This window comes from Roseofilum sp. KMC-1 (genome assembly GCF_057802075.1).
Window position 1 is genome coordinate 4,539,482 of sequence record NZ_CM173605.1, and the last position, 20,878, is coordinate 4,560,359.

At 44.8% G+C, this 20,878-nt stretch carries 20 protein-coding genes; 13 read left to right on the plus strand and 7 right to left on the minus strand.

Annotated features, from left to right (window positions below; translation table 11 throughout):
* Positions 1-54: 54 nt before the first annotated feature.
* A complete protein-coding gene (locus AC3FZD_RS20895; RefSeq protein WP_488737873.1) occupies positions 55-288 on the minus strand; it encodes a hypothetical protein in 234 nt (77 codons plus the stop codon).
* On the opposite strand from AC3FZD_RS20895, the gene AC3FZD_RS20900 reads away from it, so the two are divergent.
* From AC3FZD_RS20900 to AC3FZD_RS20935, 8 genes are all read left to right on the plus strand, one after another.
* Complete coding sequence (locus AC3FZD_RS20900; RefSeq protein WP_488737874.1) at positions 267-662, plus strand: NB-ARC domain-containing protein; 396 nt, start codon at positions 267-269, stop codon at positions 660-662. The genes AC3FZD_RS20895 and AC3FZD_RS20900 overlap by 22 nt on opposite strands.
* A 51-nt stretch (positions 663-713) precedes the next feature.
* Positions 714-1,169, plus strand: coding sequence for a hypothetical protein (locus AC3FZD_RS20905; RefSeq protein WP_488737875.1), 456 nt, complete (start codon positions 714-716; stop codon positions 1,167-1,169).
* A 132-nt stretch (positions 1,170-1,301) separates the two neighbouring features.
* Positions 1,302-1,547, plus strand: a complete 246-nt coding sequence (locus AC3FZD_RS20910) for a UPF0175 family protein (protein WP_488737876.1) — start codon at positions 1,302-1,304, stop codon at positions 1,545-1,547.
* 4 nt (positions 1,548-1,551) lie between these two features.
* Positions 1,552-2,052, plus strand: a complete 501-nt coding sequence (locus tag AC3FZD_RS20915; RefSeq protein ID WP_488737877.1) for a PIN domain-containing protein — start codon at positions 1,552-1,554, stop codon at positions 2,050-2,052.
* Between the two features lie 58 nt (positions 2,053-2,110).
* Positions 2,111-3,538 carry a 9,9'-di-cis-zeta-carotene desaturase gene (gene zds, locus AC3FZD_RS20920; protein ID WP_488737878.1) on the plus strand — a complete coding sequence of 476 codons (1,428 nt, stop codon included), beginning with the start codon at positions 2,111-2,113 and terminating at the stop codon, positions 3,536-3,538.
* 119 nt (positions 3,539-3,657) lie between these two features.
* Positions 3,658-5,421, plus strand: coding sequence for a mechanosensitive ion channel family protein (locus AC3FZD_RS20925; protein WP_488737879.1), 1,764 nt, complete (start codon positions 3,658-3,660; stop codon positions 5,419-5,421).
* 32 nt (positions 5,422-5,453) lie between these two features.
* Positions 5,454-6,824 (plus strand): aldehyde dehydrogenase, encoded by a 1,371-nt coding sequence (locus tag AC3FZD_RS20930; RefSeq protein ID WP_488737880.1) that lies wholly within the window; start codon positions 5,454-5,456, stop codon positions 6,822-6,824.
* An 8-nt stretch (positions 6,825-6,832) separates the two neighbouring features.
* Positions 6,833-7,486: a DUF4033 domain-containing protein gene (locus AC3FZD_RS20935; RefSeq protein WP_488737881.1), complete on the plus strand. Its 654-nt coding sequence runs from the start codon at positions 6,833-6,835 to the stop codon at positions 7,484-7,486.
* A 120-nt stretch (positions 7,487-7,606) separates the two neighbouring features.
* On the opposite strand, the gene AC3FZD_RS20940 is transcribed toward AC3FZD_RS20935, so the two are convergent.
* The 3 genes from AC3FZD_RS20940 to AC3FZD_RS20950 all read right to left on the minus strand — a co-directional run bounded on the left by AC3FZD_RS20940 (position 7,607) and on the right by AC3FZD_RS20950 (position 11,783).
* Positions 7,607-8,989, minus strand: a complete 1,383-nt coding sequence (locus AC3FZD_RS20940) for a D-alanyl-D-alanine carboxypeptidase (RefSeq protein ID WP_488737882.1) — start codon at positions 8,987-8,989, stop codon at positions 7,607-7,609.
* 37 nt (positions 8,990-9,026) lie between these two features.
* Complete coding sequence (locus tag AC3FZD_RS20945) at positions 9,027-10,139, minus strand: S-(hydroxymethyl)glutathione dehydrogenase/class III alcohol dehydrogenase (RefSeq protein WP_488737883.1); 1,113 nt, start codon at positions 10,137-10,139, stop codon at positions 9,027-9,029.
* A 129-nt stretch (positions 10,140-10,268) separates the two neighbouring features.
* Positions 10,269-11,783 carry an ABC transporter permease subunit gene (locus AC3FZD_RS20950; protein ID WP_488737884.1) on the minus strand — a complete coding sequence of 505 codons (1,515 nt, stop codon included), beginning with the start codon at positions 11,781-11,783 and terminating at the stop codon, positions 10,269-10,271.
* A 140-nt stretch (positions 11,784-11,923) separates the two neighbouring features.
* Between AC3FZD_RS20950 and AC3FZD_RS20955 the strand changes: the two genes are divergently transcribed.
* The 3 genes from AC3FZD_RS20955 to AC3FZD_RS20965 are packed head-to-tail and all read left to right on the plus strand — an operon-like array spanning position 11,924 to position 14,744.
* Complete coding sequence (locus tag AC3FZD_RS20955; protein WP_488737885.1) at positions 11,924-12,676, plus strand: amino acid ABC transporter ATP-binding protein; 753 nt, start codon at positions 11,924-11,926, stop codon at positions 12,674-12,676.
* Positions 12,677-12,710: 34 nt separating this feature from the next.
* Entirely contained in the window at positions 12,711-13,805 is a 1,095-nt protein-coding gene (locus AC3FZD_RS20960; RefSeq protein ID WP_488737886.1) for a HindVP family restriction endonuclease, read from the plus strand.
* A 15-nt stretch (positions 13,806-13,820) separates the two neighbouring features.
* Positions 13,821-14,744 carry a DNA cytosine methyltransferase gene (locus AC3FZD_RS20965; RefSeq protein WP_488737887.1) on the plus strand — a complete coding sequence of 308 codons (924 nt, stop codon included), beginning with the start codon at positions 13,821-13,823 and terminating at the stop codon, positions 14,742-14,744.
* A 66-nt stretch (positions 14,745-14,810) separates the two neighbouring features.
* Here AC3FZD_RS20965 and selD read toward each other — a convergent pair whose 3' ends face one another.
* Entirely contained in the window at positions 14,811-17,048 is a 2,238-nt protein-coding gene (gene selD, locus AC3FZD_RS20970; RefSeq protein WP_488737888.1) for a selenide, water dikinase SelD, read from the minus strand.
* A 231-nt stretch (positions 17,049-17,279) separates the two neighbouring features.
* On the opposite strand from selD, the gene AC3FZD_RS20975 reads away from it, so the two are divergent.
* Both AC3FZD_RS20975 and AC3FZD_RS20980 read left to right on the plus strand, forming a co-directional pair.
* Complete coding sequence (locus AC3FZD_RS20975) at positions 17,280-18,017, plus strand: GDSL-type esterase/lipase family protein (protein ID WP_488737889.1); 738 nt, start codon at positions 17,280-17,282, stop codon at positions 18,015-18,017.
* 83 nt (positions 18,018-18,100) lie between these two features.
* The gene (locus AC3FZD_RS20980; RefSeq protein WP_488737890.1) at positions 18,101-18,727 is read left to right on the plus strand and encodes a ThiF family adenylyltransferase; all 627 of its coding nucleotides are present in this window, start codon (positions 18,101-18,103) and stop codon (positions 18,725-18,727) included.
* 103 nt (positions 18,728-18,830) lie between these two features.
* Here AC3FZD_RS20980 and AC3FZD_RS20985 read toward each other — a convergent pair whose 3' ends face one another.
* Together AC3FZD_RS20985 and AC3FZD_RS20990 are read right to left on the minus strand one after the other, a co-directional pair.
* Entirely contained in the window at positions 18,831-19,049 is a 219-nt protein-coding gene (locus tag AC3FZD_RS20985; protein WP_488737891.1) for a hypothetical protein, read from the minus strand.
* Positions 19,046-20,812 carry a S8 family peptidase gene (locus AC3FZD_RS20990; protein ID WP_488737892.1) on the minus strand — a complete coding sequence of 589 codons (1,767 nt, stop codon included), beginning with the start codon at positions 20,810-20,812 and terminating at the stop codon, positions 19,046-19,048. The genes AC3FZD_RS20985 and AC3FZD_RS20990 overlap by 4 nt, the downstream gene beginning before the upstream one ends.
* Positions 20,813-20,878: the final 66 nt, after the last annotated feature.

The following is a 20,878-nucleotide window of genomic DNA, read 5'->3' on the forward strand; positions in this document are numbered from 1 at the left end:
CTATTTACAAAATCTGTAGGGGCGAACGGCCGTTCGCCCCTACCCCCAATAGAACTATGCAGGCAGAGTTGAGCAATCCTCAAAATATCGGATCATTGCTTCACCAACCACTTTTGTAACACCCGCAGCGACTGCCGATTTAGCTGCCCATCCTACAACAGGAACAAAGTCAAGAACTGAGTGTGCGACTTTACTACCAATTAGAGGAGCTGCAATTGTCGTAAATACAGCACCAGCAGTAGTTCTATCGAGATCAACATCATAGATTGCTCCAAGTTGAATTACCATGGTTACATCTCCTCCAGTCTTTTGGCAAAACTCAACTCGCTGTACAACTGGTCGAACAGATTAAATCTGAATTTGAAACTGTGATTTGGCGAAGTCTAGAACATGCTCCTACTTTGAATGAGCTAGAAGCAGACTTAATCGATATTTTCTGTTCTCCTCAAGCTGAAGATGCTTCTGGTGAGAAAAAGAAAGAATTACCCCTAATTAAATATCTACAAAAAAATCGCTGCTTGATTGTATTCGAGGACATCCAAAACTTGTGCTGTCCTAGAGAACTCGCTGGCCAATATAAACCGGGTTATGAATCTTATAAATCCTTCTTCAGGAAAATCAAAAACTTACCCCATCAAAGTTGCTTGATTCTCATCGGTTAGGAACATCCTAGAGACTGTATTGCTCTGAATCAGCAATCTCCTGGGGTTCGGATGCTGCAATTAAAAGGTTTAGATCCTGTATCAAGCCAAACTCTGCTCAGAGAGAGCAAGCTAGAGGATATGGAAAAGTGGGCAATTTTGAACCAATATGAAGGCAATCCCTTCTGGTTAAAAAGTGTGGCTTCTCTGATTCAAGAGCTAGAGATTGAGCCAACGGACATATCAGCCGAACCGAGACTATTATTACCGGAAAATGTGAAGGACAATTTACAGGAACAATTCAATCGCTTATCCCCCCTAGAACAGCAAGCGCTTCATCTGTTGGCGCAAGCAGAGGAACCGCTTACGTTAGGACAATTGCTGCAAAATCAGGCGCTTTCATCTTCAGACTCGATCAATGCGCTCCATTCCTTATGCCATCGTTCCTTAATTGAACGGAAAGATAAGCGCTACAGTCTTTCACCGGTAATTAAACAGGCGATTCAAATCCATGAGACACGGTTATAGGGGCGAAAAATTTTTCGCCCCTACATTTGACTCAAGTTGTCCCTGGAGATGAGAAACCCGGTTTCTGAGAGGAATTTAGATTAGGATACAGAGGTGATAGCACAAACCCGGTTTCTGGAAGGAGAGTATTGTATGAGTTTAGTGATATCAGAAGAAATTGTAAAAGCCAGTGGACTATCGGAAGAACAACTTCTGCAAGAACTGATTTTATTCTTATTTCAGCAGGATAAAATTAGTTTAGGTAAAGCAGCAGAACTCCTGAACTTGTCCCAGATCGGTTTCCAAAAGTTGATTGCTGAACGCGGGATTAACATCCATTATGATGTGGAAGAATGGCAAGCAGATATCCAGCATTTGAGATCTAAGGGATGGTTATAGGAAGATGATTGTTGTTAGTGATACATCATCTTTAAATGGGTTAGCCATCATTGATTATCTTTCTTTGCTCCAACAGCTTTACGGACAAGTCTTGATTCCTCCCGCAGTTGCTGCTGAACTAGAGCGAGGTAGTCAGGAAGATGCACGCATTGCAGTCGCGTTATCCCTAGATTGGATTGAGATTTATCAACCCAGCAATCAACCCCTGATTGAAGAGCTGCAAAATCAGTATCATTTAGACTTAGGAGAATCGGAAGCGATCGCTTTAGCCTTAGAATTAAACGCAGACGAGTTATTAATTGATGAACGTCTCGGACGTAGAGAAGCTTTACGTTTAGGTTTATCGATTACCGGTTTATTAGGAATTTTGCTAGTCACGAAGCATCGGGGATGGGTATCAGAAATTCGACCCATTATCGATCGCCTGATTAACGAAGCAAATTTTCGTATCAGTGATTCTTTATATCAAGAAGTCCTAGGGACTGCGGGTGAAAAGACGATCTAGGCTACCCAAAGTCTGTTACAATCTGTAAAGAAACTGTTAAGGATATTTAGGACGTTCGATGCGTGTTGCCATTGTTGGGGCAGGTTTAGCTGGCTTGTCTACTGCCGTTGAATTGGTTGATGCTGGTCATCAGGTGGAACTTTTTGAATCCCGCGCCTTTGTGGGGGGGAAGGTTGGCAGTTGGGTGGATGCAGACGGCAATCCTATTGAAATGGGATTGCATGTCTTTTTCGGCTGCTATTACAATCTGTTTGATTTGATGCGGAAGGTGGGAGCCTTTGAAAATCTGCGCTTGAAGGAACATACCCATATCTTTGTCAACCGGGGAGGAAAGACGGGAGAGTTAGATTTCCGTTTTCTGGTGGGTGCGCCGTTTAATGGTTTGAAGGCTTTTTTCACGACTTCCCAACTCTCGGTTCAGGATAAGGTGATGAATGCGATCGCCCTATCAACCAGTCCTATTGTACGCGGTTTGGTGGACTTTGACGGCGCAATGAGGACGATTCGTAACCTCGATTCTATCAGTTTTGCCGATTGGTTTCGCAAGCAGGGTGGCTCGGATGGCTCCCTGAAGCGTATGTGGAACCCCATCGCCTATGCATTAGGATTTATCGATACGGAAAATATTTCTGCTCGTTGTATGCTCACTATCTTCCAATTTTTTGCCGCAAAAACGGAAGCTTCGGTGCTAAGAATGTTGGAAGGATCGCCCCATGAATATCTGCATAAACCGATTATTAATTATTTAGAAGAACGGGGCACAAAAATCTACACTCGTCGCCGAGTTAGGGAGATTCAGTTTACAGAAAATCTGGGTAAAACTGAGGTAACTGGCATCGTGGTTGCCGATGGAGAAGGGGAAGAAACTATTACGGCTGATGCCTATGTTTGTGCCTGTGATGTGCCGGGAATTCAAAAGCTTTTACCCTCGGATTGGCGCAAGTGGCCGGAGTTCGATAATATTTATAAATTAGATACGGTTCCGGTGGCTACAGTGCAATTGCGCTTTGATGGTTGGGTGACGGAATTAAATGATGAAACTCAACGCAAGCAATTAGAAAAAGCGGCGGGAATTGATAATTTACTGTATACGGCGGATGCTGATTTTTCCTGCTTTGCCGATTTAGCCCTGGCGAGTCCTGGAGATTATTATCGACAGGGACAAGGATCGCTGTTACAGTTGGTGTTAACACCTGGAGATCCGTTTATTCGCGAAAGTAATGAGGCGATCGCCAATCATGTGCTAAAACAAGTGCAGGATCTGTTCCCCTCTGCCCGCAATCTCAACATGACTTGGTATTCTGTGGTCAAACTCGCCCAATCTCTCTATCGAGAAGCACCAGGAATGGACCCCTATCGTCCGGCGCAAAAAACGCCAATTCCCAATTTTTTCCTCGCCGGAAGCTATACCCAACAAGATTATATTGACAGCATGGAAGGAGCAACCCTTTCTGGAAGACAAGCCGCTCAAGCCATTTTAGGTTAACGCCCTGATTGACATATTTCTAGGATGCTAGGCTAAACAAGGGGTTTAGGGCCCCTTGTTTTCGCTCATAAGCCTTGATTCATGGTTCAATATTAGAGTCTATCTCTTCGCCCTAACCCATGATGCCCTTATGCAAAGTCCGATTCAAACGCTATGGTAGACTGATAGCGATCGGTATTGCGATCGCCCTATTCACCCTATTCCTGCCTCACTTTTCCCCTCCTGCATATCCGCAAATTCCCAGTCTTCTTAGGGGAAATCAAATCTCAAAAGTCACCTCGGACAGTTCCCAATTAGTCTATGGGACGATTACCCTCAATGGACGCAAGCTCTTTGATGTCGCCGCTCGTCCCTCTCTAGCAGAACAAACAGGAAGACGCAAAACCCCCTTACAGCAGCGTATTGATCGCATTGAAAGCAACCTCAACCAAGCAATTACCACCGGATTTAACCCCGAAACCTTACAAATTACGGCCAAAGAATATGACCAATATACAGTCTTAATTGCCTCCGATCCTCCCCAGCTTCAACCCATACAGATTTTAGAGATTACAGAGACAGATAGCCAGTTGTATGGACAACCCATTTCCCTATTAACGCCTAATGCAATTGAGGGATTAAAAAAAATCCTAATTGAAGGCTATCAAGAACTACAGCCGAGCTATCTTCATCGCCAAATTAGGATTTCTATAGGAATTTTTTCTATGACTATTTTGGCGAGTTTAGTTGTAATTTATCTAGAAAAATTAATCAAGTCTAGATTCAAAAAAAAGACCCAAAACCAGAGAAAAGAAGAGCAAACATCCGCTTCACCAGAAGAGTCGAATTTAGGGAATCAATTGGCAGCCCTAGATCGTGACCTTAACCAAAAAGAGCAAAAAGAAGTATTTCGGCTAAAAACTCAAGTTTTACACTGGCTACAATTACTGCTCTGGTTAGGGTCTTTATCCTTAGTTTTATGGCGCTTCCCCTTCACCCGTCCCCTGGGTAATTGGCTCTTTGATTTACCCGTCTTACTCATCTTTTTTGTTCTCGCTACCCATATGGCCATTGAAGGCTCTTTTGTGGGCTTAAATTACCTCTCTAAAGCCCTAATTGAGCATCAATCGACCTCAGAAGAAGATTCTTACCGCATGTCCCTGCGGGTTAAGAGTTTTACTCCTGTTATCAAAGGGGCGATCGCCTTATTTTTTCTAGGTTTAGGTAGCCTATTAATCCTAAATACCTTGGGTGTTCCCTTAGCTCCAATTTTAGGGGGTGCTGGAATTGTCGGCTTTGCCCTTTCCTTCGGCTCCCAAGCCCTAATTAAAGATACTCTTAATGGCTGCTTGATTTTATTTGAAGATCAGTACGCGATCGGCGATTTTATTGCGATTAATGGTTTTTTTGGTCGTGTCGAAAACCTGAATTTACGGATTACTAGCCTACGAAATCAAGAAGGTTGTTTAATCACCATTCCCAATAGTGAAATTCGCGTCGTTCAAAACTCCTCTAAAGATTGGGCTAGAAAAAAAATATTGATTTATGTTGGCTATAAAACTGATGTAGATTATGCCTTAAAACTCCTTGATAACTTAGCCCAAGACCTTTGGCAAGATCCAGATTGGAATGAGAAAATTATCGAAGCTGAAGTGCGCGGTGTACATTCCATTGATGCGGGAGGAACGCACATTGGAGTGCGCTTTGAAACCAAACCGGGAGTCTATAGCTATGCAATCCGAGAATATCTGCGTCGAGTCAAGAAAACCTTCGATGAACAAGGTTTAGAATTAGGAATGCCCCAACAAGGAATGATTTACCGTAGAGAATTAGGGATCGGCTCTTCTCAAGATTCCTCTATTCCCCCAATATCGAAAAATGATCTAGAATATGAAGAGAGTTGATGAGCCGTATATTGAGAATTTAATAATTATTTATGAACAGGAACTGCGAACAACTGGTTGCCCAACAAAGAGAATTTTTCCAATCGGGAAAAACCAGGGACTTAAAATTTAGGAAAGCCCAGCTCCAAAAACTCAGGGATGTCATTGAGCAAAATAAGTCCAAAATACTAGCGGGCTTGAAAGAGGACTTACATAAACCTGAACAGGAAGGATATTATGAATTCAATCCGATCGCCGAAATCGATTATACCTTAAAAAACTTAGACAAATGGGCTAAAACTAAGCGCACATTTACCGATCTTGTGATGTGGCCATCGATTGGCGAAATTCATCCCGAACCCTTGGGCGTAGTGCTAATTATTTCCGCTTGGAATTATCCCTTTAGTTTAGCCATAACGCCTCTGGTGGGAGCGATAGCAGCCGGAAACTGTGCCACAATTAAGCCTTCAGAAATTTCCCCGAAAACGTCCCAAATTTTAGCAAAAATTATTAGTGAAAATTTCGATCCAAACTCTATTGCTGTAGTTGAAGGAGATGGGGAAGTTAGTCAAGAGTTATTAGCCCAGAAGTTTGACCATATTTTATTTACTGGCAGTGGCAGAATTGGTAAAATTGTCATGGAAGCAGCAGCGAAAAACTTAACGCCAGTTACCTTAGAATTGGGGGGGAAAAGTCCCTGTATTGTTGACCAAAATTGTGATATAATATGCACAGCACGACGGATTATATGGGGTAAATTTCTGAATGCGGGACAAACTTGTATTGCTCCCGATTATGTGCTGGTAGATCAAAGGGTGAAAGCCGATCTAATTCAAGCGATGCTGTCTCAAGTGAAAGAATTCTATGGTGAAAATCCTGAAGAGAGTCCGGATTATGCCCGCATTGTCAATGAAAAACGGTTTAATTCTCTCCAGGCATTCCTACAAGAAGGAAACCTCATTTGTGGTGGACAAGTGAATCCAGAAACTCGCTATATTGCCCCGACTATACTTGAGGGAATCACTTGGGATTCTTCGGTGATGCAGGAGGAGATTTTTGGGCCGATTTTACCGATTTTAGAGTATAGCCGAATTGAAGAGGCGATCGCCCAAATCAATCAACACCCCAAACCCCTCGCCCTCTATCTGTTCTCCAAAAACGCCCAACTTCAGCGCCAAGTCCTAGAACAAGTCTCATCGGGAACCGCAGTCCTCAACGATACCATTTTGCAGGTGAGCATTCCCCAACTGCCTTTTGGAGGAGTTGGACAAAGTGGTATGGGCAGTTATCATGGATTAGCCAGCTTTCAAACCTTTAGCCATTATAAAAGTGTCTTAAGGCGCTGGTTTTGGCTCGATCTCAACTTGCGATATCCTCCCTATGGTGACAAGCTCAAAGTCTTCAAAAAACTTCTCAGATATTAACAGGATTTATGACTGCACCTGAACCCAGCACCTACCAAGATAACCTATTCGATCGCCTGTTTATTGCTCTCTTCACCCGCAAAATGGCTGCTGTTGTGGGTAAAAGTAGCTCAAAAAAAGGTTATGAAGGATTTGTTGATGTATCCAAGAAAATTATGCAGGGACGGAATGCCTTAGAGCAACAGCAACTGGTAAAAAAGGTTTTAAACTCCCTCATTCCTGCTCCCATTTTAACCCTTATTCGTACCTTAACCCGACCGACTCAATGGGTATGTGAAGCCAATGCCTGGTTTGCAACTCTTTTATTTGAATGGTTAGTCGGCCCCTGTGAAACCAAAACCGTAGAAATTATTGGCGAAAATCAGACCGCCCGGTTACAAAAAAGTGCAGTTCAGATTAAAAAATGTCGCTATTTAGAAAGCAGTGGTTGTGTAGGAATGTGCATTAATATGTGCAAGCTGCCCACTCAAGACTTTTTTACCCAACAATTTGGCATTCCCTTAACCATGACTCCCAACTTTGAAGATTTCAGTTGTGAAATGGTGTTTGGACAATATCCTCAACCCTTAGAACAAGAAGCGGCTTTCGAGCAACCCTGTTTAAGGGCACATTGTGCGATTTCCTCCCCTAGCTCTGAACCTTGTCCCCGCGTGCGAGATTAATGATACAGCGCTTTCCGAGGTAATGAGGTACAGTCAGAAAGATCGCCCGGTTGTAGGGGTGGGTTTCAAACCCACCCCTACAGAAATATCTCACTGTGACTCGAATCAACTATAACTTTACTATTGTACTTTTTCAATCCGAGATCCAGCGACTGGAGACAAGCCAGGTTTTAAGTCTTGCGGTAAACTTGATACAGCTCCCCACTGGCTCACCAGTTGGTTAAGGAAGGCTTCTTGCTCTGGGCGAAAGTCTTCGTAGTAGCTGCCACCATTAAAAATGGCAAACCAAATGACCCCCTTTTGGGTGGTGGGTAAGGCTCCAGCTAAGGTACTGACGGCATAAAGGCTGCCTGATTTGACGACAGCCAATTTAGGTAAGGAGCGGGAGTTTAAGATGCCTTCATCTTGTCCAACAATGGCGACGACATCACTGACAGTCAGTTGATGGGGTTGTAAAAGTTTCTCAATTCCTAAGAATAAACCGATCGCCGCTCGTGGAGACATTTGGTTTTCTTCCCCTAATCCTGACCCATTAATCAGTTTAATCTCGGCTGGGGGGATACCGGCAACAGCAGCAGATTTTTGGGCGACTATTCCTGCACCTCCAACCATGCGGGCGAACATCTCAGCCATGGGGTTATTGCTGTATTGGTTCATTTTTTTGAGCAGTTCAGCCACGGGTAGGGAGGAATAGCGCAGGAGGGGTTTAATATTGGCGGGGGCAGTGGTGACGGTTCTGACTAAGCCTCCAGCGCTTAGTTCGGGTTGCGGGGTGTCTGCGGGTAGGGTTTCATACTGCATGTAGGCTTGATCGGGCCAAAGCTGTACATTTAAGCCTTGGCGCAAAAGAGCGCCGGAGGTTTTGGGATTATCTTCGTAGTTCATGTAAAATGAACCGACGATGACTAAATCACCAGTAACTTGTTTGATACCCATCTCAGTTAAGGCATTGCCGAGGGCGATTGCATCTTCCCAAACAAAAAATGGGTCGCGATCGCCGATAATTACTAAATCCCCCTGAATTACTCCATTTTGTAGGGTTCCGGTATAGCCAATTTGGGTGACAAATTGATGTTTGGGGCCAAAAGTGTCTAATATGGCTAACGTCGTAGCTATTTTGGTTAAAGAGGCAGCAGGTAAGGGGGTTGTGCCTTGATGATTGGCAAGTAGGGCATCTTCCGACTGTATCCATATGCCTTGACTGGCTTGAGCATAGCCTTTCGTCGCCATCGTATCGAGCATTTGCTGCACTTGGGCATTCACCTGGGGATCGGGATTTTCGGGGGCGGCTAGTTGGGTAGTTGGTGCTGCCACAGGGGTTGGACTCGGTGAAGGGCTGGGAGTTGCTACTTCCGGAGTGGTGGGTACATTCGGTTGAGACACATCTGGGGGAGGCGCTGGCGGTATAAAAGCATCTTCAGATTCACAGCCGATCAGCCCTAAAGTGGTGATCGCCGGTAAAATTATGCCAGCACTCACAGAAGAAATTACACGCAATATCATAACTTTTCTTTTCATGACCGATTACCAGGGCCCAGCGCTACTCAAACCTTACCACAGTACGAATCGAACTCCCCTCATGCATCAGATCGAACCCCTCATTAATACGCTCAATGGGCAATACATGGGTAATTAAATCATCAATATTAATCTTCCCTTCCATATACCAATCCACAATTTTCGGCACATCCGTGCGTCCCCTTGCTCCACCAAAAGCTGTTCCTTTCCAAACCCGTCCCGTCACCAACTGAAAGGGACGAGTTTTAATTTCTTGTCCAGCTCCTGCCACACCAACAATGGTAGAAACCCCCCATCCTTTATGACAAGATTCTAAGGCTTGGCGCATCACCTCCACATTCCCAATACATTCAAAGGTGTAATCTGCACCCCCTTTAGTCAAATCCACCAAATAAGGCACTAAATCCCCTTCTACTTCTTGGGGATTCACAAAATCAGTCATGCCAAATTTTGCCGCTAAAGCTTGTTTTTGCGGATTAATATCAACCCCCACAATTTGATCAGCTCCCACCATTCTTGCCCCTTGAATGACATTTAAGCCAATGCCCCCTAAGCCAAATACAATTACCCTAGAACCGGGTTCTACTTTGGCGGTATTAATCACAGCGCCAATACCCGTTGTCACCCCACACCCGATATAGCAAACTTTATCAAATGGGGCATCTGGACGAATTTTAGCGACGGAAATTTCGGGGACAACGGTATAATTAGAAAAGGTAGACGTACCCATATAGTGATGGAGCATTTCACCATTCAAGGTAAACCGACTGGTTCCATTAGGCATTACCCCCCGCCCCTGGGTAGTACGAATGGCTTGGCAAAGGTTTGTTTTTAGACTCAGACAGTATTCACACTGGCGACATTCAGGAACATAGAGGGGAATGACATGATCGCCGGGTTTGACACTGGTGACCCCTGGGCCGACTTCTATGACTATTCCTGCGCCTTCATGGCCGAGAATAGCGGGAAAGAGTCCTTCGGGATCAGCTCCGGAGAGGGTATAGGCATCGGTGTGGCAAATACCGGTTGCTTTAATTTCAATTAATACTTCTCCTGCTTCCGGAGGTTGCAGGTTAATAGTTTGAATACTCAGGGGTTGATTGGGGGCAAAGGCAACGGCAGCTTTAGTTTCCATGGTTAAGGGTTGCGATCGGCTTAGGTTGCAATCATACCTTAATTTGTTGATAATTGAGGCGGTTTTTGTGCGTGATTTTTGACCACAGAGACACAAAGAACACTAAGAGATAATGGTAGCTTGAAGGTTTTAAGTTTTAAGCGCTTTTTTCGGGCGCTGTAAGGGGTTCATTCTTACTTCTAACCATTTAAAAGCAAAGGAGGAGAGGGTGGTTAAGATCAGATACATGAAGGCAACGGCGAGATAAATTTCAAAGGCTCGATAGGTCGTTGCTACCATGAGTTGACCTTGGCGGAAGAGTTCCTCAAATCCGATCACGGCTACTAAACTGGTGTCTTTGACTAGGGTGATAAATTCATTGCCTAAAGGGGGTAACATGCGCCGTAAGGCTTGGGGAAAAATGACATCTTGCAGAGTTTGTAGGGGACTCATGCCCAGGGATTGACAGGCTTCCCATTGACCTTTATCAATAGATTCAATGCCTCCGCGCATGATTTCTGCTAAGTAGGCGGCTATATTGAGGCTTAAGGCTAAGACGGCTGCGGGGAAGCGATCGAAGCTGAAGTCTAGTCCTATTTCTCGGAATAAGCCGGGAAGACCAAAGTAGATCATGAAGAGTTGGACGAGCATGGGGGTTCCCCGGAAGAAGTCTACATAGATGCGACAGAGGAGGCGCAGGGGTTTGTAGGGGGAAATGAGGGCGATCGCCACTGCTGTGCCTCCAATTAACCCGAAGCCAAAGGAGAGAGCGGTGAGGAGTAAGGTAATGGTAGAGCCTTGAACTAAGTTAGCAAACAGTTTGCCCCAGTCGAAAGTAATCACTTGTTCGGTTTCGAGGGAGGGGGGAACTAAGGGTAATTCAGGGGGTTCGCCAGCAAACCAGGTTTGATAAACGGCTCGATATCCGCCATTTTGAATCAGTAATTCTATGGCGTTATTGATGTCATCTATATAAGGAGAGTCTTTAGGTAGGGCAATGCCATAATATTCTTCGGTGACTAATTCTCCGACGACTTTTACGCCTTTTAATCCCGCTTCTTTGATGGCGTATAAGGTAACTGGGCCATCATTTACAACGGCATCGACTTTGCCGTTAATGAGTTCTTGTAGGGCTAAGGATGCGGAATCAAAGGAACTGACGGTTGCGCCTTCAATTGTGCTGGCTTCCTGGGCCCCAGTTGTGCCAATTTGAACGGCGATCCGTTTGCCTTCTAAGTCTTCAAAACTTTGAATGTCAGTATTATTCTCTTGAACGGCGATCGCTAAACCAGCTTTAAAATAGGGACGAGAAAAGGAGATGGTTTGCGCCCGTTCTGCGGTGATCGTCATGCCACTGATAGCGGCATCTACGGTGTTCGATTGGAGGGCGGGAATAATGCCATCAAAGGGTAAGCTGATCAATTCGATGTTGAGTTCAGCCGCTTCACCAATGGCTTTGATTAAATCGATGTCAAAACCACTTAATTCTCCCGTGGCTTGGTCTTGCATTTCAAAGGGGGGAAAGGTGGGTTCGGTGGCGACTTGGAGGGTGGGGGGAGAGGACTGGGCAATACTGGACACACTGGTGAAGAGGACGACCAGTAGACAACTGGCGATCGCCAGAAAAACCTGAATTTTGCGGGTAAATCCCTTACTCCCTATCATCCTCAACCCTCTCCTGTCGATATTAGACCGTTGTTTAGTATCAACGGTTGATTCCGGAATAAAAGTAATGGCCGATACATTTTACCGATGGAGGATTCAGATATTTTAAACCTAACTCCCCTAAAAATGGTTGAACACCTATGGTTAACTCAGCAACTGCCGTCATTGAATGTCAAGACTTACACAAAAGCTTCCACGATCTAGAAGTGCTAAAAGGGGTAAGCACGACATTTTATGAAGGGGATGTGGTGTCGGTGATTGGCCCTTCTGGATGTGGTAAAACGACATTTTTACGGTGTTTAAATCGTCTAGAGTCGATCAATAAAGGACGGTTAGAAGTGATGGGGATTGATATTTCCCATCCCCAAGTTACTCAAGCCACCCTGCGTCAACTTCGCAGTCGGGTGGGTATGGTGTTTCAGCATTTTAATCTGTTTCCCCATTTAACGGTTTTACAAAATTTGATGCTTGCCCCAACTAAGGTATTAAAAGAATCAGATTCGGAGTGTCGAGAACGGGCGCTTCATTACTTAGAAAAAGTGGGGTTAGGCAATAAGGCAGAGTTTTATCCAGAACAACTTTCTGGGGGACAAAAGCAACGGGTGGCGATCGCCCGCAGTTTATGCATGAAACCCAGTGTTCTCCTGTTTGATGAACCCACCAGTGCCCTCGATCCAGAGTTAGTCGGGGAAGTTCTCAGCGTCATGAAGCAACTCGCCCAAGAGGGAATGACGATGGTTGTCGTCACCCATGAAATGCAGTTTGCGCGGGAAGTCTCTAATAAGGTGCTGTTCTTCCACCAAGGCATTATTGAAGAGTCGGGCGATCCACAAGAGCTATTTACCCAACCGAAGAGCGATCGCCTCAAATCTTTCCTCAGCCGCATTAGTTAGAGGTAAGCTTAAGGAAGATAAGAACCACTCTTCCATGAATCCTAACATTCTCAAACCCAGTCTATTTGGGATTCAATATTCCAATCGAGATTTTACCCGAAAAGAAGCTTGGGGTAAAAATTGCTTTAATTCTTCGTTTCCAGCTTCTCTTTGTACTTATTTACATAGTCGTAATTTAGACAATATTTACCTGAAGCTCAATTCCAGTTTAGCCGTTGAGCATTCCACCATTAATACAGCCCAAGTTTATGCTCTAGCGCCTCTATCATCCAACCTTTTTTATGCGTTTGAAGCACAATTTACTCCCTATCAGCCGTATGTACTGGGTACACTTCCAGGAGTGGATTTAGTAACTCAAGCACGAGATACAGGGAATTGTTTACAAGCGCTAGAAATTAAATTAACTGCCTTACCTGATAACTCAACTTGTGATTTAAACGAAGATGAGTATGGTTGTGAGCTGGTAATTAGACCAGATACCATTGTCTATTTAGCCTGTAGTTTTGCTCAAATTCTCAAAAATAAACCTGGATTACCCTCTGAATTAGTGAACGATCGGTTTTCTCGCATTTCTGACTGGACAGAACCTGAAACTGTTATACCCTATCTTCCAGATATTATTGATTCTATAGATCAGATAGTAAGTTTAATGGTAGAAAATCAAACCCCTTTTTTGATGCAGCCCATATGGAAAACTCAAGGAAAATCGCCACAACTATCAGAAAAATGTATGGATGTTTTTATTTGGAGTAATCTGGCTTTTAGTCGATTATTTATAGATTCGGTTAAAACAGAAATTAATAACTTCGATCGAATCCGATCGATTACTCGGCAAGCTCGAACTGCAATTTGGTTGTTTAAAATGCTTGATGAATTTACCGCCAAGGGTATTTTTGATTATAGGAAAATTATAGATTCTCTCTCCTATAATACTAAAAATGATAAAGCTTTTGCCGTTAGTGGAAGATTTACCCATGTTTATATGAAGTCAGAGGCTTTAACTCAACCTAGGATTCACAAGCATGAAATATCAAACATAATTTTAGGTGGAGGTCAAAACTTATTAAGCCCAGAAAGAAGACTAGATGCTATAATCTATAACTCACCTGACCTTTTTATTGAGTTGTAAAGTATCAATGGGCCGATGAAAACAGTAGACTTATTTGCTGGATGTGGAGGAATGTCATTAGGATTTCAAGAGGCTGGATTTAATCTAGTAGCCGCTTTTGATATCTGGGAAAAAGCCATACAAACGTATCAAGAAAATTTCGATCATCCCATTTTCAAACAAGATCTATCTGCTCCAGATGCTTACGAGATAGTCGGACATTTTCAGCCAGAAATGATTATTGGGGGGCCTCCTTGCCAAGATTTCTCTAGTGCAGGGAAACGGGATGAAAGTCTAGGGCGTGCTAATTTGACACTTAGTTTTACTAATATTATTGTCAAGCTTAAACCTCAATGGTTTGTAATGGAAAATGTGGCGAGAATTTCTAAAAGTCAGACTCTAAAAATTGCATATAACCAATTCAAAAAAGTTGGATATGGACTCACTTCTTGTATTCTAGATGCCAGTTATTGCAGAGTTCCACAAACGAGAAAACGCTATTTTTTGATTGGTCATTTGCAGGGAGAAGATGATGCTCTAAAGCCGATTTTGCAAAAAAATAAATCCGAGAAACCGATGACGGTGTTTGATTATTTAGGGGACAATTTAGGCATTAAATATTTTTATCGTCATCCCAGGAGTTATAAAAGGAGAGGTGTTTTTAGTATTTATGAACCGAGTCCTACCATTCGGGGAGTCAATCGTCCCGTGCCGAAAACCTATCAAAAACATCCAGGAGACGCAGGAGATATCGATCAATATTTGAGAGCTTTAACTACCTTAGAACGTAGCTATTTACAAACCTTTCCCAAAACATTTAAATTTCAAGGTAATAAATCTGAATTAGAGCAAATGATTGGCAATGCAGTACCCGTCAAATTAGCTGAGTATGTGGCGCTATGTATTGGGGAATATGTATTTACTAAAGATTGGAACCGTATAGAAGCACCATCCAAATAATGTTTATCCGTTAAACAATCTCAGACAGAGATACCCTGAAGAAATTATATCAATTAAAAATACTAATTACTCCTCATTAACGATTAATTGGATCGGGGGCAGATCCCCTGTGGGGAGATGAACCTCACCAACGATCGCACTTTGGGTATAGCCTAAATCTTGCAGGAGTTTCAAACATTCCTTGGCTTGAAGTCGGGGAACCCCTGCAACCAACCCCCCAGACCACTGAGGATCGAATAGGAGGGGATAAAGGGGATGGGACTCAAAGCTAGGGGCATTTTGCAAATAGCGATTTCTCTCCTGGTTTTGCTCATAGAATGAACTCGATCTCACTTGTCCCCAACTCTCTAACGCTCCTTCCAAAACGGGGAGATGATCTAAATTAAGGCTAAGACTGACAGAACCAATATCTACCATTTTCCCTAGATGTGCCAATAAACCCAAATTTCCCACTGCGGTGCAAGCGGTGGCCCCCATTTCCACAAAGGTTAGGGATGCGGGATAATTGGATTGGATCATGGTGGCGATCGCCCCTTCTAACCATCTTGCCTTACCCTTATACTGCTCTTGAGCTGCAAGTAGAGCACCAACTCCCAGAGGCTTAGTCAGAATTAATACTTGTCCCGGTTGTAACTTTTGTGGATCTAAGAGCTGTTCGGGATAGGCATACCCTTGACTGGCCAATCCCAGGGATAAACTCGGCCCCAAAGAAGCGCGACATCCGACCAACTGCGTTTGACTGACCATCAGCGCTTTTAGAACTCCAGAAAGCAGTTGATAGAGGGTTTCTTCCTGTTGCGGAGGGAGACTATCAGGCAATTCTATCCAACCTAACACGCTATGGGGGGTTGCGCCTCTAGCCAAAATCGGATTTAAGCAATGGTGGGTGGCGAATATACCGAATAAATAGGGATCGTGCAAACGATCGGCCAGTAAATCCATACTCTCAATCAGAATACCCGGACTGACCGATGAGAGAGCTAAATTGTCCCCAGAGTTGCTGATATCGATCAAGGATTCTAACTTGGGATTTTCCCTAATCATCCGCTTCAATACCGAGGATAGTAGCTCAGGGGGAATGGGAATCGGAGTAAAGGGGGAAGGGGTTGGCGATCGCCCCAAGTTCTCAAACTGGGCCATAAATCGGCGATCGATCCAATCCTTCCAGCGCCACAGGAGAGGGTTAGGGCCCAGTCCCCATTTTCCCCAAGAGGCGATCGCCTTCCCATCCCCCGTACCAATGAGTCCTAAAATCTGCGGTTGCGGGCCATAAGGTTTCAGTGCTTTCCCCAAAGCCGCCTGTTTCAAATTTTCATATAAAGGCTTTCCTTGGCGCACCGCAAACACCCCCGCCTTCGGCCGGGTATAATTCACCATCGTGGCAATATCACCAGCCGCAAACACCTGGGGATGGGAAATCGATTGTAGAGAATCCTTAACTAAAATAAAACCATCCCGATCAGTCGCTAAACCCGCCGCCTTTAACCAGGGTGGAGCCGAGGCTTGGGTGACCCAAAATATGCGATCGCACTCTAAGCTTAATCCCGACTGACACTGAATTCCCCGCTCCGAAACCTGGGTCACCCGCTCCCCTAAATGCAATTGAATATCCCGACGATGCATTAACTCAGTAATCCGTTTCCGCACCACCCCGTTATGGGAGGGCATAATTTCTTGCCCCTCATGGAACAGATGAATTTCCGGAAATGAAGCCGTATACATCACAAAAGACGCATCAATATTCCGCATTCCCCCCGTCGCTTGACGGCAGACAAATAACCCCTGCTGCATGGTGAGCGCTAACTCTACTCCCCCCGCACCTCCTCCCACAATAGCTAACTTTAGGGTTTTGGTGGGATAACGAGCAAAGCTTTCAATCGTTTCTCGCCAATGGTTGAGAAATTGGGAAACCGGTTTAGCGGGGATCGCGTACTTATCCGCTCCCCTGACCTGGAGTCGGTTGGGGGTGCTACCAATATCAATCGAGAGCAAGTCAAATAGCACAGGGGGACGATGGGAGCAGAGGACTTGATTGCGCTTGAGATCTAGACCAATGGCATGATCTTGATAGAGCTGGGCCCCAGCAAATTTACAGAGGTGGTGTAGGTCAATGTGGGTTTGGTCAAAGCTGTAAAACCCGGCAATATGGCCCGGTAACATTCCAGAATAGGGAGTGTGTAGAGTATCGGTAATTAGGGTGAGGCGAACTCCTGGAAGGGGATTGAGGGCAAATTGGTGCAGGGCGATTGCATGGGCGTGTCCTCCGCCAATCAATACAATGTCTTTGCTCAGGGTCTGGGCCATGATATCAATTAGAAATTAGAAATTAGAAATTAAAAAGGGGTCTGAGTTGGGAATGCGTTGGATCGCCATCTTTGGGATTTTACCGCAACTGCATCCCTGGAAAACGGTTTATTCTTTCCCCAGATTTGTAAATTTTTCCTTACTTTGTTAATTTTCTGTTACGGTGTAAAACTATATTGAAAGCAATTGCACTGCTATATCGCTGTCCACCCTAGTTTGAGGGTTCTGTCTATGCACTATTGTCCTATAGCATCAGCTTCTCAGAGTTCGACTCCTCCCTCTAGCAAAGGCTCTGTCCTGAAAATTATTGCCTTTGGTGATAGTCTGGTTTATGGGTTTGGGGATGTGGAAGGTGGAGGTTGGGTGGAGCGCCTGCGACGCTCGTGGATGGCTCCAGAAACGGCTGGGCATGTGGTTTATAATTTGGGGGTACGGGGCGATCGCACTCCACAAGTGGTACAACGGCTAGAATGTGAGTTTTGCCGCCGGGGAGAGTTGCGTAATCGCCTCCCCGATCTCTTAATCTTATCGGTAGGGTTGAATGATTCCGCTTGTGTGTCTCGTCCCCAAGGGCGCAACTATACGGAGTTTGATAAGTTTGAGTCGGAATTGAGTTATTTATTAGATCAAGCTCAAGATCTATGTCCCGTGCTATTTGTGGGTATGGTTCCGGTGGATGAGTCTAAGATGCCCTTTTTAGATTGTTTGTACTATAACCATGAGCAACAGTATCGCTACAAGGAAGCAACGCGCCAAGCTTGCGAACAGCGCCAGATCCCCTATTTAGATTTGTTCGATCTCTGGATGCAACACTCCCTCAGTTGGCAACGGGAGCGCCTGAGTACCGATGGACTCCATCCCAATGTTTTGGGATATCAGACCATTTTTCAACAAATTTGTGCTTGGGAACCTATTCAGAAATTGGATGTACCTCAAGGTGTGGGGCGATCGATGCAATACCATTATTAATGGTTAATTGTTAACTATTTTCGCTATGATTAACATTACACAATAGAGATCGCCCTTCCCTGATTTAGACAGCGTAACCGTCCATGTTTCTCCATGAAGAATTACACCGCACAGCCGCCGTTATGAAACAGCTCCAAAGCTTTCCCGTCACTATTTGTGGCGCGGGCGCTTTAGGTGCAAATCTGACAGAAAATTTGGCCAGAACGGGACTGACTCAAATTAAAGTGATTGATGACGATCGCATAGAAGAGCGCAATCTCTCCACCCAACCCTATTATCAATCAGATGTGGGCGCTTATAAAGTTAAAATCCTCACCAATACCCTCTATCGCGCTCTAGGCATCAGTTTACAGAGTATCAATCAGCGCTTAACCGATGATACCGTTCATAAATTCCTCAAAGGTTCTTCATTAGTGATTGATACTTTTGATAATAGTCCCAGTCGCCAAAGCGTAAAAGACTATTGCAGCAGTCATTCAATTCCTTGTTTACATATTGGATTAGCCAGCGACTATGCCGAAATTATTTGGAACGATTGCTATCGCGTCCCTTCACCGGTTAATGATGACGTTTGCGACTATCCCCTAGCCCGTAATTTGGTCTTGCTCGCGGTTGCAGTAGCGTCGGAAGTCATCCTGAAGTTTATTACTGGGCAAAAACAGAATAGCTATACAATTACGTTTGCTGATTTTTCCATTAAACTCATGTGAGTGAATTGATTATTCCTGCGTGATGCGGCTCAATATTATCTACAACCAGAGAATCTGTAGGGGCAAACAGCCGTTCGCCCCTACAGTCTTTTGAATCAAGGCATTACAATCGTTCAAACGAATGCACTTCTAACACGGGGCCAATCATCGCTAGGGTCATCACATCTTCGCGAATGGTTCCTTCAACCTTAACCTGAAGTCCCGATTGTTTGATCTCATCAGGAACATCCTTGAGTTCATAGGTTGTGCTATCGGTGACTAAGGCCCAAGTTCCCGGGCCCATGGGTTGATGTTCAATTACCCCATTTACAGTTAAACTCATGCGGTTTTTCCTTCTCCAGTCACAGCTAAACGAGCAAGGGCAAAACACAAGAGGGCATTTACCCCTAGAAACAGTTGGGCCACCCAACCCGATCCTAACCAGAGCATGTCTGGGTCAATAACAGCACTAATGCCCAGGAAACTGGCAAATCCTAAGCTTGTGCCGATGGCTAACCATTTTCCAGAAGGATGTCCCAACAGAGCAATAACCAAGATGAGGGGAATTAAAACACTGGCGAAAATGGGGTTAAGTAGGGGACTACCGCTCATGATATTACCCCATTCGGCGATCGAGCTGCCCATCATCCGGAAGGGCCATTGGGGAACATCAAAGAAATATAAGCCTCGCAGGAAGAATAAACCGGTACTTCCGGCGACTAAACCCATGCTTAACGATCCACTCCAGACAAAGGGGAAATAGTTCCGCAGCAGCCAAGCGAGGAGATAGGAACCGAGTACCATGGCAATTTTGGGCATTAAGGCGATCGCTCCCCCATCGATCCAGAAGCGAGGATTCAGATAACCATTATCGCGCAGCCACCGGAAGAAATCTTTGAATGTAATTTGACCTTTCAGAGCCAGTTTAACGGCTGCTCCAGCATCCAATTGACCCGCACCAAAATGATTGAGGGGGTCTTCTTCTACTGCACGGGCCGATTCTTTGAGGATTTTTAGTACATCTTCGGGGTCTTCTACGCCTACTGATTTAACTAAAGCGGCAACTCCGGCCACATGGGGAGCGGCCATGCTGGTTCCCTGATAGCCTTCAAAGACAGCTTTTCCAGTTTGGGGATCGATGGTATTTTGCAGAATTTTACCGGCTTCTGAGCCTCCGGGGGCTGACAGGTCTACCCCAGCGCCAAAGTTAGAATAGGGCGCTTTTGCACCAGAGGGATCGAGGGCAGAAACCCCGATCGCATGGGGATAACGAGCGGGATAGCTTGCAGTATTCTGATTAGCATTCCCGGCTGCTGCAATGATGACCACCCCTTTGTTATAGGCATAATCGATCGCTTCTTTGAGCAGATGACTTTCACCTGCTCCCCCCAAACTCAGGTTAATCACATCGGCCTCATGGTCGGCTGCAAATTTAATCGCTTCGGCAATATCGGCTACTGTGCCACCCCCGCTTGCTCCTAGGACTTTCAGGGGCATTAATTTGGCTTCGTAGGCGATCCCGGCTACCCCATAGTCATTATTGGTTGATTGGGCAATGGTTCCCGCTACATGGGTTCCATGACCGGCATCATCCTTGGCTTCGATGCGATCGTTGACAAAATCATAGCCTTGAGCAAACTTTGTTTCTTTAAGATCAGGTACTTGTGTAATTCCCGTATCAATCACCGCCACCGTCACCCCCTGGCCTTTGGTGTCATCCCAGGCGGATTCCATATTGATGCTGCGGAGGTTCCACTGTTTGGCATAATCGGGATCGTTGGGGATCTCAGTGGCTTGATAAATATAATTGGGTTCAATAGTTTCGGTATAATTTTTCAGATCTGTAGCTTGCAGTTGCTCTAACAAGAGGCGATCGCCTTCGACAATATATACATGATCGTCAAGAGAAAATTCACTGTTGAGCCGGGGACTTATGCCATACTCTTGATTGAAAGATTGCACCCATTCGGGAATTTGATTGGCTCGCTCTTCACGAAAATCCAGGATAATCGATTGATAGGTTCCTTGAGTGGCCAACCCTTCAGAGTTGAAAAGGGCAAACCCTAATGTAAAAATAAATAAGCACAGGAGGATAAATTTTTTCATGGCTGACACAATCGATGATTCGATGGAAACAGAGATACAGGAGTAGAAGTTAGGGGAAGCTTTTAC